Source organism: Micromonospora sp. NPDC050200, assembly GCF_040656135.1.
GTDB lineage: Bacteria > Actinomycetota > Actinomycetes > Mycobacteriales > Micromonosporaceae > Micromonospora.
In genome coordinates this window covers 24,698-40,148 of record NZ_JBFALG010000034.1, presented here as the reverse complement: position 1 = coordinate 40,148, position 15,451 = coordinate 24,698, and the positions used below count along the sequence as shown (strand labels likewise).

Here is a 15,451-nt window from a genome sequence, read left to right as displayed (position 1 = left end):
GTAAGGTTCGGGCCCGTGTCGCCCACCGTCTCGGTCCTCACCCGCAACCGGAACTTCCGCAACCTCTTCCTGGCCGAGCTGGTGGTCTTCGGCGCCGACTGGTTCGTCATGGTGCCGCTGCTGGTCCTGCTGCCGAAGCTGACCGGCAGCGGCGTGTGGGGCGCGCTGGTGCTCGCCCTGGACACCGGGGTGGTCGCGCTGCTGCTGCCGTACACGGGGACCATCGCCGACCGGTTCGACCGCAAGAAGATCATGATGGTGGCGAACGTCGCCGCTCTGCTCGGGGTCCTGCTCCTGCTCGGCGTCCGCAGCGCCGGCACGGCCTGGCTGGCCATGGTGGCGATCGCCGCGGTGGCGGTGGCCAAGGCGTTCTACTCGCCGGCCGCGCAGGCCGCCCTGCCCAACGTGCTCGACCCGGACGAGTTGGCCGCCGGCAACGCGGTCGCCGGCTCCGCCTGGGGCACGATGACCGTGGTCGGCGCCTCGCTCGGCGGCGTGCTGAGCGCGGCCGCCGGGCCGTACGTCTGCTTCTGGGTGGGGGCGGTCGGCCTGGCGCTGGCCGCGGGCCTGGCCGCGCTGATCCGCCGGCCCCTGCAGGCCCCCCGGGACGCCGACGCGCCGACGCCGCGCACCTGGGCGGCGATCCGCGAGGCGCTGGGCTTCATCGGGCACCGGCCGCGGGTGCTGGCGCTGGTCACGGTGAAGTCGGCGGTCGGGCTGGGCAACGGCGTGCTGACCGTCTTCCCGCTGCTCGCCGGGGTGTACGGTGTCGGGCCGGTCGGTGCCGGCCTGCTCTTCGCGTTCCGGGGCGCGGGGGCGCTGGTCGGGCCGATCCTGATGCGCCGGGTGCTCACCAACCGGGCCTGGCTGCTGCCCGGCCTGGCCCTGTCGATGTCCCTGTACGGCCTGGCCTACCTGGGCGCCTCGGTGGTCGGCTGGTTCCCGCTGGTGCTGGTCCTGGTCTTCGTCGCCCACTTCGGCGGCGGCAGCAACTGGGTGCTGTCGAACTTCGCCCTCCAGGGCGAGGTGCCGGACCGGCTGCGCGGCCGGGTCTTCGCCACCGACATGATGCTGGCGACGCTGGCCATCTCGGTCAGCCAGCTGGTGGTGGCCTCGATGGTGGACGTGGTGGACGAGCGGGTGGTGCTCGCCGGCTGCGGCCTGGTGACCCTGGTCTACGCGGTGGGCTGGCGGGTCGCCACCCGCCGCCTGTCGCTGTCCGACCCGGCCACCGACCCGGCCACCGAGCCGGCGCCCGCCCCCTGACGCCCGGCGGGTCAGCTCCGGTCGGTCGCGGCCGGCGGCGGGGGGAGATCGGTGCCGCCCCACTGGGTGGCGGCGGGGGCCGGCGCCGGCGGGACGGCGTCGGCGTGACCCGGGGCGTCCCCGGTCGGGGGCGTCCAGGCGCCCCAGTCGACGGCCGGCGTCCCGACCGGCCGGCCGGCGAGCACCGCGGCGACGAGCAGGCCGATGCCGATCGGGTGGCCGATCGAATACACCGCTCCTACCGCCACGCTGAGCAACTGGAACTGGCGGTAGCCGCCGCCGCCGGTCCAGCGGAAGTCCACCAGGTGCGGCAGGGCGATGTTCCAGCCCAGGGTGATCAGCCCGACCACCAGCAGCACGGCGATGCCGGTGGACATCAGCACCCGGGCCCGGCGGGGCAGCCGGTCGCGGCGCACCACGGCCAGCACCAGGCCGGTCACGAGCACGGCCAGGGAGGGCAGCTCCCCGGCGAGCTGCAGGATCGAGAAACCGTAGAGTTCCATGCCGCCTCCGACTGGCCGTGGTCGGGCGTCAGGTTAGCGGAAATGATCAGTTCCCACGGTCCGGGCGGAACCCCGCCACGTCGGTCCCGGGCCCTAGCATGAGCCGGTGCCGTTGACTTTCGCCTCCGGGCCGGTGCGGGTCCGGGTCCCCGCCACCAGCGCCAACCTGGGTCCGGGCTTCGACGCGCTGGGCCTCGCCCTCGGGCTGCACGACGACGTGGCCGCCGAGGTGACCTCGGCCGGCGTACGGGTGGCGGTGACCGGGGAGGGTGCCGGCGAGCTGCCCGAGGACGACCGCCACCTGGTGGCCCGGGCCATGCGCGCCGCCTTCGACGTCCTCGGCGGCCAGCCGCCGGGGCTGGCGCTGGAGTGCGTCAACCGGATCCCGCAGGCCCGCGGCCTGGGCTCCTCCTCGGCGGCGATCGTGGCGGGGGTGCTGCTGGCCCGCGCGCTGGTCACCGACGGGCCGGAGCTGCTGGACGACGGCGCGGTGCTCCGGCTGACCGCCGAGATCGAGGGCCATCCGGACAACGTGGCCCCCTGCCTGCTGGGCGGCTTCACCGTGGCCTGGGCGGAGCCCGCCGGCGCCCGGGCGGTGTCGCTGCCCGTCGCCGAGGGCGTCCGGCCCACCGTCTTCGTCCCGGCCGAGCGCGGTCTGACCGCGACCGCCCGCGCGGCGCTGCCGACGACCGTCCCGCATGCCGACGCCGCGCAGAACGCCGGCCGGGCGGCGCTGCTGGTGCACGCCCTGACCGCCGAGCCGGCGCTGCTGCTGCCGGCGACCGTCGACCGGCTGCACCAGGACTACCGCGCACCGGGGATGCCGGGGACGGCGGCCCTGGTCAGCGCGTTGCGTGCGGCGGATGTGGCCGCTGTGGTCAGTGGTGCGGGCCCCACCGTGCTGGCGCTGAGCGAGCCGCCGACCGGCTTCCAGGCGGGAACAGACTGGCAGGTCTGGCGGTTGTCGGTAGAGGCGCGCGGAGCATCGGTCGCGCGGGGTAGACTGGGACACGCCGAGCGGGACCCTGTTGCCGCAGGTCGGAAGAGTTGATTACGCTCTAGACTTAGCACAGCCGCGAAGCATGCGATCTCCCTGCGGGTCGGCGCACCCCCGAAGCTCTCGGCGGTAAGCCCGTCACCCCTGCCAAGGCCCACGCCGCGCCGCAGTTTTCACAGGTCGCCGCAGACGGCGAGACCTGCTCACCGATCGTGGTGAGTCGGGAAACCGACCAGCTGCTGTGCCACAGACTCCCGCGACGCGTCAATGCGAGGCGGGTGCACCGAGGCCGCCCGGCCACCTGAGCTTGTCGACTCCGGGCAGTCCCGGCCTATCGAGGGAAGGAATCCATTGAGCGACACCACCGACGTGACGTCGGATGTTTCCAACGTCGCTGGCGATGCCACCACCGCCGCCCCCGCCCGCCGTCGGCGCAGCGGCACCGGTCTGTCGGCGATGCTGCTGCCGGAGCTGCAGAGCCTGGCCGCGTCGCTCGGCATCTCCGGGACGGCGCGGATGCGCAAGGGCGAGCTGATCAGCGCGATCACCGAGCGACAGCAGGGCGGCGCCACCGGCACCCCTCGACCGCGGGCCGAGGTCGCGGCCGCGGCTGCGACCGTCCGTGACGAGGTGCACGCCGAGGTTCGCGAGACCGCCGAGCGGGCCGCCGAGCAGGCTCCGGCCGCGCCGGCTGCCACCGGTGAGGCCGAGGGCCGTACCCGGACCCGGCGCAGCCGGGCCGCCGCCGAGGGTCGTACTGCCGAGGCCGAGGGTCGTCCCGCCGAGGGTCGTCCCGCCGAGGCGCGGACCGAGGAGGCCGTTTCCACCGAGGCCGGCGAGCGTGCCGAGCGCGGCGAGGGTCGTGGTCGGGACCGTGCCGAGCGCGGTGAGCGTGCCGAGCGCACCGACCGTGCCGAGCGCACCGACCGTGCCGAGCGCACCGACCGTGCCGAGCGCACCGACCGTGCCGAGCGCACCGACCGTGCCGAGCGTGCCGACCGGGGTGACCGCAACGAGCGGGCCGACCGTGGCGACCGGGCCGAGCGCACCGACCGCGGTGAGCGGGCCGAGCGGGACCGCAACGACCGGGGCGACCGCAACGACCGCGGTGCCCAGCGTGACAACGACTCCGACGAGGACGGCGAGGGCGGCGGCCGGCGCGGCCGGCGCAGCCGGTTCCGCGACCGTCGGCGCGGCCGGGGCGAGCGGGCCGAGGGCGGCGAGGGTGGCCGCGAGGGCGGGCGCGAGGGCGGTCGCGAGCCGCAGGTCGGCGAGGACGACGTGCTCGTCCCGGTGGCCGGCATCATCGACGTGCTCGACAACTACGCCTTCGTCCGGACCACCGGCTACCTGGCCGGCCCGAACGACGTCTACGTCTCGATGTCCCAGATCAAGAAGTACGGGCTGCGTCGCGGTGACGCGATCACCGGTGCGGTGCGGGCCGCCCGCGACGGTGAGCAGCGGCGGGACAAGTACAACCCGCTGGTCCGGCTGGACACCATCAACGGCATGGAGCCGGACGAGGCCAAGCGCCGCCCCGAGTTCTACAAGCTCACTCCGCTGTACCCGCAGGAGCGGCTGCGGCTGGAGACCGAGCCGCACATCCTGACCACCCGGGTGATCGACCTGGTCATGCCGATCGGCAAGGGGCAGCGGGCGCTGATCGTATCGCCGCCGAAGGCCGGTAAGACCATGGTGCTGCAGGCGATCGCGAACGCGATCACGCACAACAACCCGGAGTGCCACCTGATGGTGGTGCTGGTGGACGAGCGGCCCGAAGAGGTCACCGACATGCAGCGCACGGTCAAGGGTGAGGTCATCGCGGCCACGTTCGACCGTCCGCCGCAGGACCACACCACGGTGGCCGAGCTGGCGATCGAGCGGGCCAAGCGCCTGGTCGAGCTGGGGCACGACGTGGTCGTGCTGCTCGACTCGGTGACCCGGCTCGGGCGGTCGTACAACCTGGCGGCGCCGGCCAGCGGCCGGATCATGTCGGGTGGTATCGACTCCACCGCGCTCTACCCGCCGAAGCGTTTCCTGGGTGCGGCCCGCAACATCGAGAACGGCGGCTCGCTGACCATCCTCGCCACCGCGCTGGTGGAGACCGGGTCCATGGCGGACACGGTCATCTTCGAGGAGTTCAAGGGCACCGGTAACGCGGAGCTGAAGCTGGACCGGAAGATCGCCGACAAGCGGACCTTCCCGGCGGTCGACGTCAGTGCGTCCAGTACCCGCAAGGAGGAGATCCTGCTCTCGCCGGAGGAGCTGGCCATCATCCACAAGCTCCGCAAGGTGCTGCACTCGCTGGACTCCCAGGCGGCGCTGGACCTGCTGCTGGACCGCCTCAAGAAGTCCCGTACCAACATCGAGTTCCTGATGCAGATCGCGAAGTCGACGCCGGGGGAGTGATCTCACCCGGGTGAGACCCGAAGGGCACGGCCGTATCGGCCGTGCCCTTCGTCGTACCCGGGCCTCCCGGGGTATGGAATTTTCCTTCGGTTCAGTCGCCAGGTATTGAAACTTCTGTGCATCGCCCGGTTGACTGTCGTCCATGCGTACCCGCAGTCGATCCGCCCGCCTTCCCGGCGTCCTGCTGCTGACGCCGCTGCTCGCGCTCGCCGGGGCCGTCCCGGCGACAGCCGCGCCGCCCGCCGCGCCGCCCGCCGCCGGCACCGCCGCCGAGGACGCGCCGCCCGCCTCGTCGTACCCGGCCTTCTCGGTGGCGCTCGCCCCGGCCGGCGTCGCGCCGGCCGACGGACTGGAGACCGCCCGGACCACCCGCCCGGTCGCGCCGGGGCTCGACCTCACCTCCTTCGACCGGTACGACGCCGCCGGCTGGCTGCGCGCCGACGCGCTCACCGCCGACCTCACCGGCGGGCTGCGGGTCGACTACGTCAACTCCGGGGAAGTGGCCCGGGCCGAGCCGCTGCGCGGCGCGGTCGACCGGTCCCGGGCCGTCGCCGCGGTCAACGGCGACTTCTTCGACATCAACAACTCCGGTGCCGCGCAGGGTGTCGGCATCCGCGACGGGGAGCTGATCCAGTCGCCGGTCGCCGGCCACCCCAACGCGGCCGCCATCACCGGTGACGGTCTCGGCCGGGTGGTCCAGGTGCACTTCGACGGCACCGCGACCCTGCCGGCCGGCCCGGTCACCCTGACCCAGTTCAACAACTTGGTGCAGGCCAACGGCGTCGGCGTGTTCACCGCGCTCTGGGGGTCGTACCCCCGGCGGCGGGCGGTCGAGGGGGCGACCCAGGTCACCGAGGTGACGGTCCGGGACGGCCGGGTCGCCACGGTGAGCGGCGCGGCGGGCGAGGGGCCCATCCCGGCCGGCACCACCGTGCTGCTCGGCCGGGACGCCGGCGCCTCCGCCCTCGCCGCGCTGCGCCCGGGCGACCCGGTCGACCTGACCTGGAAGCCGAAGCCGTCCGAGGACGTCCACCTGCACGCCGCCGTCGGCGGCGGCAACGTCCTGGTCCGCGACGGGGTGGTGCAGAGCATCGCCGATCCGACCCTGGCCCCGCGCACCGCGGTCGGCTTCTCCGCCGACGGGCGGCGCATGATCCTGCTCACCGTGGACGGCCGCCAGCTGGACAGCCGGGGTGTCACGCAGACCGAGATGGGCGCGATGATGGCCGAGCTGGGCGCCCACCACGCGCTCAACCTGGACGGGGGCGGCTCGTCCACGTTGCTCGCCCGGGAGCCCGGCGCGGCGGCCGTGCAGGTGGAGAACAGTCCCTCCGACGGCACCGAGCGCGCGGTCCCCAACGGACTCGCCGTCTACGCCCCCGAGGGCAGTGGCCGGCTCACCGGATACTGGCTGGAGACCGCGAGCGACCCGACCGCCGCGCCGGGCGTCGCGCCGGTGCGGGGCGGCCGGCCCGACCGGGTCTTCCCCGGGTTGACCCGCCGGCTCACCGCCGCCGGCCACGACGAGATGTACGGCCCGGCCGAGGGCGCGCCGGAGTGGCGGGCGAACCCGGCGGCGCAGGGCACCGTGACCGACGGCCTCTTCCGGGCCGGCGCCCCCGGCCGCAGCACCGTCACCGCCTGGCGCGGCAACGCCCGGGGCGCCCTCGACCTGACCGTGCTCGGCCCGCTGGCCCGGGTGGACTCCACCGTGGACCGGGTCGGCCTCGACCGGGCCGGCGACAGCGGACTGTTCGGGGTGGTCGGCTACGACGCCGAGGGCAACACCGCGCCGATCGAGCCGGCCGACCTGAGACTGGAGTACGACCCACGGCTGCTGGCGGTCACTCCGACCGCCGACGGCAACCTCTCGGTCAAGGCCCTCGGTGACAGCGGTTCCGCCCTGGTCACCGTCCACGTCGGCGACCACGCCACGGTGCTGCCGGTCACCGTCGGACTGACCGACGTGCCGGTGGCCACCTTCGACGACGCGGCCTCCTGGAAGTTCAGCCAGGCCCGGGCCAGCGGCGCGGTCGCCCCGGCGCCGGGTCACACCGGCACCGGCCTGCGGATGACGTACGACTTCGGCCAGTCCACCGGCACCCGGGCCGCGTACGCCGACCCGCCGGCCTGGATCGAGGTGCCCGGCCAGCCGCAGGCGTTCGGCATGTGGATCCACGGCAACGGCACCGGGGAGTGGCCCAGCCTGCACCTGCACGACGCGCAGAACACCCAGCACGTGCTGCGCGGCCCGCTGGTCACCTGGAAGGGCTGGCGGTACGTGGAGTTCGCGGTGCCGGCCGGCGTGCAGTACCCGGTGCGGGTCCGCCGGTTCTACGTGGCGGAGACCAACCCGGCCGCCCGGTACACCAGCGAGGTGGTGATCGACGACCTGGTGGCGAAGGTGCCGCCCACGGTCGACGTGCCGGCCGAGCCGCCCCGCACCGACCGGGTGGTGCTGCGCGACGGCACGGTGGACGGCGCGCCCTGGCGCTTCGCGGTGCTCTCCGACGCCCAGTTCGTCGCCGCCGACCCGGACAGCGACCTGGTCGCCCAGGCCCGCCGTACGCTGCGCGAGGTGAAGGCGGCGCGGCCGGACTTCCTGGTGATCGACGGCGACTTCGTGGACACCGCGTACCCGGCGGACTTCGCGCTGGCGAAGCGGGTGCTGGACGAGGAGCTGGGCGGCGAGCTGCCCTGGTACTACGTCCCGGGCAACCACGAGATCATGGGCGCGCCGATCGACAACTTCCGCGCCGTGTTCGGGGATCCGCAACGGGTGTTCGACCACCGCGGCACCCGGTTCGTCACGCTGAACTCGTCGACCGGGTCGCTGCGTGGCGGTGGCTTCGACCAGGTCCGGATGCTGCGCGAGGCGCTGGACTCGGCCGCCGCCGACCCGGCGGTCGGCTCGGTGGTGGTGCTGCACCACCACCCGCCGCGTGACCCGAGCCCCGCCAAGGCCAGCCAGCTCGGCGACCGCAAGGAGGCGGCGCTGGTGGAGCAGTGGCTGGCCGACTTCCAGCACCGCACCGGCAAGGGCGCCCTCTTCGTCGGCGGGCACGTCGGCGCCTTCCACGCCGACCGGGTGGACGGGGTGCCGTATGTGATCAACGGCAACGCGGGCAAGAACCCGTCGGCGCCGCCGCAGCTCGGCGGCTTCACCGGCTGGACCGAGTTCGGCGTGGACCCGGTGACCCCGGCCGAGGCCGACCGGGCCCGGCGGGACCCGCTGGCCGAGGGCCCGCGCTGGGTCGCCGCGGAGTTCCACGCCCACACCGACCGGCTCGCGGTGACCGCGCCGGCCGCCGTCGCGGTGGGCACGCCGGCCGCGGTGACCGCGACGCTGACCCAGCCGGGTGGTCGGGCCGTGCCGGTGGCGGCGCCGGTGAGCGCCGACTGGTCCGCCTCGCCGGGCGTCCACATCGGAGCGGCGGACGGGGTGCGACCCTGGCACGTGGCCCGCTTCGACCCGGCCACCGGGGAGTTGACCGCGCTGCGGGCCGGCGCGCAGGTGCTGCTCGCGGTGACCGTCAACGGCGTCCGCGCCGAGGCGACGGTCGCGCTGACGGCGGCGGAGCAACCTGGGGAGGCGCCCGCCGCCTGACGGGCCCCGGTGTGCGCCGGGAGCCACCCGCCGGCCGGCCCCCTTCCGGGCCGGCCGGCGGCGCCTTCCGCACCTGCCGGCAGGGCGCGGACGGCTCAGAAGTCGCCCTCGGCGACCTGGAAGACGGTCAGGCCGAGGGACCGCCACATCCGCACCACCTGCTGCCGGTCGTCGAAGACCCCGACCACCCGGTACCGGTCGCGCACCTCGCGCTCGTAGATCTCCTGCTTCACCACGGCGTCCTTGCGGGAGTCGCCCACCGCGCGCAGGTGCAGACCGAGGTACGGCACCCGGACGTGCCGGTCCAGCCAGGCCGCCGTGGCGGCCCGAGCGGTGGCGTCCCGCCCGGAGCAGAAGACCACCCCGTACCCGGCGGCGTGCATCGCCCGGACCGCCGCGATCACCGCCTCGTTGGGCTCGTCCTCGCCGACCCGGGTCATGTCGTACGGGCTTCGGGAGACGTTCACCGCGATCGTGCCGTCGATGTCCACCAACACGATCTCCGGCGGGGCGGCCGGGGCCGCGTCGACGGTGCCGGGCCGGCCGGTGCGGGCCGTCGGCACCGGCAGCGGCAGCGGGCGGTCGGCCAGGTACCGCTCGTGCAGCCGGCGGATGGCCGACTCGCCGACCCGGTCCGCCTCCGCCCGCGCGGCGTCGCGGCGCAGGCACTCGTCCAGCGCCACGTCGGTGAAGTCGTGCACCTCGAAGTCGGCGTCGTACCGGGCGGCCAGGTCGGCCCACTCCCGCAGGGTGCGCGAGCGCAGGTTGGTGTCGTCCACGCAGACGCTGGCCCCGGCCCGCAGCAGCGCCTCCACCTGGGCCCGCTGGACGAGCGTCACCTGGTACTCGGCCCGCTGGGTGAACAGCCGCTCGCCGTGCAGCATCCGACGCAGGTCGTCCCGGTTCACCCGGACCACGGCCGGTTGGAGGGTACGGGCGAAGGTGGTCTTGCCGGAGGCGGGCAGCCCGCGGGTGGCGATCAGTCGGGGCATCCTGCCCATCCCACTCGGCTAGGGGACGAATCGGGCACGGCTTCACCGTACGCCGGTGGCGGGAATGCCGGTCCCCAGCGGCGGGAATGCGGGGAGCGGGGCGGGGGTTTGCACTACCGGACCGATCGTGCGGCCCGCCTGCCGGGTCGGCTCACGCCCATGGCACACTGGTCAATCGGCCACCGGTTCCGGTTCACGCCCGAGTCCGTCGCGCACCACGTGACGGGGAGATCAGCGGCGACCCGGCGACCACCCACGAAAGGACCGAGGCGACATGAAGCCCAACATCCACCCGGAGTACACGACCACCGAGGTCAAGTGCTCCTGCGGCAACTCCTTCACGACCCGCAGCACCGCCAAGGGCGGCTCGATCAGCGTCGAGACCTGCAGCGCCTGCCACCCGTTCTACACCGGCAAGCAGCGCGTCCTCGACACCGCCGGCCGGGTCGCGAAGTTCCAGCAGAAGTACGCCAAGGTTCAGGCGAAGAAGGCCAAGTAGCTTCACCGACGACGCCCGTGTCCGGCTTTCGCCGGGCGCGGGCGTTCGTCCGTTCCGCCCCCGGTTCCGTCCGATCGTCGTCGAAGGAGCACCCCCCGCATGAGCAGCGAGCGCCTGGCCTCCCTCCTCGACGAGTACGCCGAGCTGGAGAAGCGGCTGGCCGACCCCGCCATCCACGCCGACCAGGGCACCGCGCGCCGGGTCGGCCGCCGGTACGCCGAGCTGGTCCCGCTGCACAAGGCCGCCGGCGAGCTGGAGCAGGCCCGCGCCGACCTGGTCGCGGCCCGGGAGTTGGCCGCCGAGGACCCGTCCTTCGCCGCCGAGGCCGAGGCGATCGCGGCGAGCCTGCCGGCGCTGGAGGAGCGCCTGGCGGAGCTGCTGATCCCGCGCGACCCGCACGACGCCAAGGACGTGATCATCGAGATCAAGGCCGGCGAGGGTGGCGAGGAGTCCGCGCTCTTCGCCGGCGACCTGCTGCGGATGTACACCCGGTACGCCGAGCGGCGCGGTTGGCTCACCGAGGTGATCGACGCGCAGGACTCCGACCTGGGCGGGGTCAAGGACGTGTCGCTGGCGATCAAGACCAAGGGCGTCCCCGAGGGCGGCAACGGCGTCTGGTCGCGGCTGAAGTGGGAGGGTGGCGTGCACCGGGTGCAGCGCGTGCCCGTCACCGAGTCGCAGGGGCGCATCCACACCAGCGCCGCCGGCGTGCTGGTGCTCCCCGAGGCGGAGGACGTCGACGTCACCATCGACCCCAACGACCTGCGGATCGATGTGTTCCGCTCGTCCGGGCCGGGCGGCCAGTCGGTGAACACCACCGACTCGGCGGTGCGGATCACCCACCTGCCGACCGGCGTGGTGGTCTCCTGCCAGAACGAGAAGTCCCAGCTGCAGAACCGTGAGCAGGCGATGCGCATCCTGCGGGCCCGGCTGCTCGCCGTCGCCCAGGAGCAGGCCGACGCCGCCGCCTCGGACGCCCGCAAGGCGCAGGTGCGCACGGTGGACCGCTCCGAGCGGATCCGCACCTACAACTTCCCACAGAACCGGATCACCGACCACCGGATCGGCTACACGGCGTACAACCTCGACCTGGCGCTCGCCGGCGAACTGGACGGCGCCCTCGACGCCCTCGCCGGGGCCGACCGCGCCGCCCGCCTCGCCGGCACCCCCGACCTCACCCGCCGCTGACCCCACACCCCTGCGACACCGCACTTGACAGCAAGAGTGGCCATTCCGCGACGGACAGCCACTCTTTCTGTGAAAGAGGCCCCGAGGGGGTGGGGTGGGGTCAGGAGGCGCGGGGGCGGGTCTTGGCGCGGAGCATCTCGCGGTCGGCGATCTCGAAGGCGGTGCCGAGCGCGTCGCGCAGCGCGCCGTTCGCGCCGTCCACCTCGGCGAAGCCGATGCTCACCCCGACCGGGGTGCCGGGCACCAGGGACTCCCAGTCCTCGGTGCGGACGGCCGCGTCGATCCGCCGGGCCACGTCGGCGGCCTCGGTCATCCCCGCCCCGGTGAGCACCACCACGAACTCGTCCCCGCCGTAGCGGGCCACGAAGTCTCCCCGGCGCATCACCCGGTTGATCACCCCGGCGATGCGTTGCAGGACCAGGTCGCCCGAGTGGTGGCCGTGTGAGGTGTTGACCGCCTTGAAGCCGTCCAGGTCGCAGACGCCGATCACCACCCGCTCGCCGCGCGAGGTCACCGAGGCGATGTAACGCTCCAGCCGGCGCCGGTTGGGCAGGCCGGTCAGCGGGTCGGTCAGCGCCTCGCCCTCGTACCGGGCGGCCTCGCGGCGCATCTCCTCGTGGTCGATCCGGGCGGCGATGCCGTCGATGTACACGTCCCGCAGCCGGTCGTTGCGCTGCGCGGCCAGCCGGAACGCCATCCGGTCGGCCCGGTGCGCCGCCACGTGGTCGCCGGCCCGGGCGTACGCGATGCTGCGCAGCCGGGACGGCTCGGCCGCGCCGAGCGTCTCGTTGGAGACCAGGGCGGTGTCCAGCCGGGTGATCGCCTCGATCGGTCGGCCGCCGGCGACCGCCAGGCAGACCTGGCCGAGTTGCCGCATGTCCCGGGCGCGGGCGCTGTCCCCGCCGTGGCCGAGCAGCCGGACCGGGTCGGCCTCTGTGCCGGTCTCCAGCGGGTCGCCGAGGGCCGCCCGCCGGGCCGCCGCGTAGCCGTACGCGGCCAGGCTGCTGGGGCGGATCCGGTCGCTCCGGCCGTCCCGGACGAACCGGTTCAGGTCGGTGGCGATGTCCCGCAGCACCCGCAGGCAGCCGTCACTGTCGCCGTTGTGGTCGAGGGCGACCGCGTTGCGCAGCCGGATGCCCGGCGCGGCGAAGACCTCCTCGGGGATGCCGGCGGCCAGCCCGTGCTGCCGGGCCCGTTCGATCGCGCCGAGGGCGTAGCCGTGGAAGCTGAGGTACGAGTAGGCCATCGCCAGGTCGTGCCAGCCCCAGGCGGTGTCCCGGTCCCGCTCCTCGGCCGCGCCCAGTGCCCGGGCGGCCCGGACCAGGTGGGTGACGCACCGGTCCAGCGCGCCCTGGTGATGTGCGGCCAGCGCGGCCAGCGCGTTGAGGTGCCCGTGCAGGTACGGCTCGGGCAGGTCGCGGACGGCGGTGGACGCCTCCTCGATGGCCCCGGTGAACTCGGCCGTCCGGCCGAGATTGATCAGCGCGCAGAGGCGCTGCACGAGCGCGTCGGCGCGGGTGTGCGGGTCGGTGGTGGTGCGCAGCACCCGTTCGAGCAGGCCGCACGCCTCGGCGGACCGGCTCGACTCCTGTAGAGCGCGGGCACGCTGGAGAGCGTCAACCTGGTCATCGACCCGGTCGAGCCACCCCACCTGCGAACCTCCTGTCGGTGTGCGTCGGGACGCACCCGCTCGTGGCGTGACCCGCGACGCTTCATGATTATGTCGTGACCTTCCTTCCGCGCCACCCCTCCGAAGGGACAGAAGGCGAGCGACCCTCGCTCGCCGTGGCCCGCGCCACCCGTGTCCTGGCCGCCGCCGGGGTGGCCTCGGCCCGGGCCGAGGCGGAGCTGCTCGCCGCGTACGTGCTGGACGTGCCCCGGGGCCGGCTGGCGCTGGCCGACGGCTTCACCGCCGCCCAGCGGGAGCGGTTCGAGGCACTGGTCGCCCGCCGGGCCGACCGGGAGCCGTTGCAGCACCTCACCGGCCGGGCCGGCTTCCGGCACCTGGAGCTGGCGGTCGGGCCGGGGGTCTTCGTGCCCCGGCCGGAGACCGAGCTGCTCGCCGGCTGGGGGATCGACGCGGCCCGGACCCGGCCGGCGCCGCTGGTGGTGGACCTGTGCAGCGGCTCGGGGGCGATCGCGCTCGCGGTCGCCCAGGAGGTGCCGGGCGCCCGGGTGGTGGCCGTGGAGCGGTCGCCCGCCGCGTTGGGGTGGCTGCGGCGCAACGCCGCCGACCGGGCCGCCGCCGGGGACCGGCCGGTCGAGGTGGTCGCCGCCGACGTCACCGACCCGGAGCTGCTGGCCGCGCTGGTCGGCGAGGTGGACGTGCTGCTCTGCAACCCGCCGTACGTGCCCCGGGCGGTGGCCGTACCCCCCGAGGTGGCCGGGCACGACCCGGACGAGGCGGTCTTCGGCGGGGCGGACGGGTTGAGCGTGATCCGGCCGGTGCTGGCCCGCGCCGCGCAGCTGCTGCGCCCCGGCGGCGCGCTGGGCGTGGAGCACGACGACACCCACGGCGCGGCGGTGCCGGCGCTGCTCGCCGCCGACGCCGGGTACGCCGACGTGGCCGAGCACCGGGACCTGGTCGGGCGCCCCCGCTTCGCCACCGCGTCCCGGCGTACGGACGGCCCGCGCTCCGATGCGGCCCCGGCGTGGCAGACTGGCTCCTCGTGATGCTCTACGACTGTCGGTCGCCCGCCGACCGGGACCGCGGCATCGCCGCTGCCATCGAGGCGGTCAAGAACGGCGAGCTGGTCGTCCTGCCGACCGACACGGTCTACGGGATCGGCGCGGACGCCTTCACCCCGTACGCCGTCAAGGCGCTCGCGGATGCCAAGGGCGGCAGCCGGCAGGCGCCGCCGGTGCTGATCGGCTCCCGACACACGCTGGACGGCCTGGTCTTCTCGCTGCCGCGCGCCGCGCGTGACCTGGTCGAGGCGTTCTGGCCGGGTGCGCTGACCATCGTGGTGGAGCACTCGCCGAGCCTGGCCTGGGATCTGGGCGACGCCAGCGGCACGGTGGCGGTCCGGATGCCGCTGCATCCGGTGGCGCTGGAGGTGCTGCGGGAGACCGGCCCGATGGCGGTCGCCTCGGCGAACAAGGCGGGGCAGCCGGCCGCGTTGACCGCCGAGGAGGCCCGCGACCAGCTCGCCTACTCGGTCCGCGCCTACCTGGAGGCCGGGCCCTGCCCGGACCCGGTGCCGAGCACGATCGTCGACCTCACCGGCGAGGTGCCGCGGGTGCTCCGGCTGGGCGCGATCGGCCTGGACAAGCTCCGCGACGTGGCGCCGGACATCCTCGACGAGCGGGGGGCGTGAGTGCCCCCGTTCACCGTGCTGCATGTGTGCATGGGCAACATCTGCCGCTCGCCGATGGCGGAGCGGCTGCTGGTGCTCGCGGTCCGGGAGCGGCTGGGTCGGCTCGGCGTCGACCCGGCCAGCTCCGACGAGCTGCTGCACAGCCACAGCGCCGGGACCGGCGGCTGGCACGCCGGCGAGGAGATGAACCCGCCGGCGGCCCGGCAGGTGCTGGCGCGTGGCGGCGACGTGGTGGGCTTCGCCGCGCGCAAGCTGCGCTCGGATCTGATCGACGCCGCCGACCTGGTCCTCACCGCCACCGCCGACCAGCAGGAGTACGTGGTGGCGCTGCGGCCGGACGCCGCGTCCCGCACCTTCGTGCTGGGGGAGTTCGGCCGGCTGCTCGGGCTGGTGGACGACGCCGCCCTGCCGCCGGCGGAGGCCACCGGGGAGGCGGTGTACGCCCGCGGCGTGGCCCTGGTGGCGGCCGCCGACGCGGCCCGGCAGGGCGCGTCCGCGCTGCACTCCGACGACCTGGACGACCCGTGGGGTCGGGGCGACCAGTGCTTCAGCCGGGTGGCCGACGAGATCGAGGAGAGCGTCCACCCGCTCACCGCGGCGCTGCTGCCCGGATCCCCGCCCGGGTGAACCGGGCGCCGTGTCCCGTGTTCCGCACCGCGTCCCGCTCGCGAAT

The 15,451-nt window shown here is 74.7% G+C and carries 12 protein-coding genes; 9 read left to right on the top strand and 3 right to left on the bottom strand.

Annotated elements, in window-relative coordinates:
• Positions 1–15: 15 nt before the first annotated feature.
• A complete protein-coding gene (locus AB0I41_RS22020) occupies positions 16–1,266 on the top strand; it encodes an MFS transporter (protein WP_357110496.1) in 1,251 nt (416 codons plus the stop codon).
• An 11-nt stretch (positions 1,267–1,277) separates the two neighbouring features.
• Here AB0I41_RS22020 and AB0I41_RS22015 read toward each other — a convergent pair whose 3' ends face one another.
• A complete protein-coding gene (locus AB0I41_RS22015; protein WP_357110493.1) occupies positions 1,278–1,769 on the bottom strand; it encodes a hypothetical protein in 492 nt (163 codons plus the stop codon).
• Between the two features lie 106 nt (positions 1,770–1,875).
• Between AB0I41_RS22015 and thrB the strand changes: the two genes are divergently transcribed.
• From thrB to AB0I41_RS22000, 3 genes are all read left to right on the top strand, one after another.
• Positions 1,876–2,820 carry a homoserine kinase gene (gene thrB, locus AB0I41_RS22010; protein WP_357110490.1) on the top strand — a complete coding sequence of 315 codons (945 nt, stop codon included), beginning with the start codon at positions 1,876–1,878 and terminating at the stop codon, positions 2,818–2,820.
• Positions 2,821–3,117: 297 nt separating this feature from the next.
• The gene (gene rho, locus AB0I41_RS22005; RefSeq protein ID WP_357110487.1) at positions 3,118–5,175 is read left to right on the top strand and encodes a transcription termination factor Rho; all 2,058 of its coding nucleotides are present in this window, start codon (positions 3,118–3,120) and stop codon (positions 5,173–5,175) included.
• Between the two features lie 142 nt (positions 5,176–5,317).
• Positions 5,318–8,782, top strand: coding sequence for a phosphodiester glycosidase family protein (locus tag AB0I41_RS22000; RefSeq protein ID WP_357110484.1), 3,465 nt, complete (start codon positions 5,318–5,320; stop codon positions 8,780–8,782).
• Positions 8,783–8,877: 95 nt separating this feature from the next.
• On the opposite strand, the gene AB0I41_RS21995 is transcribed toward AB0I41_RS22000, so the two are convergent.
• Complete coding sequence (locus AB0I41_RS21995; protein WP_357110481.1) at positions 8,878–9,774, bottom strand: AAA family ATPase; 897 nt, start codon at positions 9,772–9,774, stop codon at positions 8,878–8,880.
• A 274-nt stretch (positions 9,775–10,048) separates the two neighbouring features.
• Between AB0I41_RS21995 and rpmE the strand changes: the two genes are divergently transcribed.
• Entirely contained in the window at positions 10,049–10,273 is a 225-nt protein-coding gene (rpmE, locus tag AB0I41_RS21990) for a 50S ribosomal protein L31 (protein WP_088642795.1), read from the top strand.
• A 99-nt stretch (positions 10,274–10,372) separates the two neighbouring features.
• A complete protein-coding gene (gene prfA / locus AB0I41_RS21985) occupies positions 10,373–11,461 on the top strand; it encodes a peptide chain release factor 1 (RefSeq protein ID WP_357110479.1) in 1,089 nt (362 codons plus the stop codon).
• A gap of 100 nt (positions 11,462–11,561) precedes the next feature.
• Here the strand turns inward: prfA and AB0I41_RS21980 are convergent, their stop codons facing one another.
• Positions 11,562–13,112, bottom strand: coding sequence for a GGDEF domain-containing protein (locus AB0I41_RS21980; protein WP_357110477.1), 1,551 nt, complete (start codon positions 13,110–13,112; stop codon positions 11,562–11,564).
• Between the two features lie 74 nt (positions 13,113–13,186).
• Between AB0I41_RS21980 and prmC the strand changes: the two genes are divergently transcribed.
• The 3 genes from prmC to AB0I41_RS21965 are packed head-to-tail and all read left to right on the top strand — an operon-like array spanning position 13,187 to position 15,405.
• Positions 13,187–14,134: a peptide chain release factor N(5)-glutamine methyltransferase gene (gene prmC / locus AB0I41_RS21975; protein WP_357110475.1), complete on the top strand. Its 948-nt coding sequence runs from the start codon at positions 13,187–13,189 to the stop codon at positions 14,132–14,134.
• Entirely contained in the window at positions 14,134–14,778 is a 645-nt protein-coding gene (locus tag AB0I41_RS21970; protein WP_357110577.1) for an L-threonylcarbamoyladenylate synthase, read from the top strand. Before prmC ends, AB0I41_RS21970 begins: the two co-directional genes overlap by 1 nt.
• The gene (locus AB0I41_RS21965) at positions 14,779–15,405 is read left to right on the top strand and encodes a phosphotyrosine protein phosphatase (protein WP_357110472.1); all 627 of its coding nucleotides are present in this window, start codon (positions 14,779–14,781) and stop codon (positions 15,403–15,405) included.
• Positions 15,406–15,451 lie beyond the last annotated feature (46 nt).

What these genes read in the sequence shown, in the direction of transcription:
- AB0I41_RS22015 (WP_357110493.1), bottom strand. Translation starts at nt 1,769, where the DNA reads ATGGAACTCTACGGTTTCTCGATCCTGCAGCTCGCCGGGGAGCTGCCC.
- prfA (WP_357110479.1), top strand. Translation starts at nt 10,373, where the DNA reads ATGAGCAGCGAGCGCCTGGCCTCCCTCCTCGACGAGTACGCCGAGCTG.
- rpmE (WP_088642795.1), top strand. Translation starts at nt 10,049, where the DNA reads ATGAAGCCCAACATCCACCCGGAGTACACGACCACCGAGGTCAAGTGC.
- AB0I41_RS22000 (WP_357110484.1), top strand. Translation starts at nt 5,318, where the DNA reads ATGCGTACCCGCAGTCGATCCGCCCGCCTTCCCGGCGTCCTGCTGCTG.
- AB0I41_RS21970 (WP_357110577.1), top strand. Translation starts at nt 14,134, where the DNA reads ATGCTCTACGACTGTCGGTCGCCCGCCGACCGGGACCGCGGCATCGCC.
- AB0I41_RS21995 (WP_357110481.1), bottom strand. Translation starts at nt 9,774, where the DNA reads ATGCCCCGACTGATCGCCACCCGCGGGCTGCCCGCCTCCGGCAAGACC.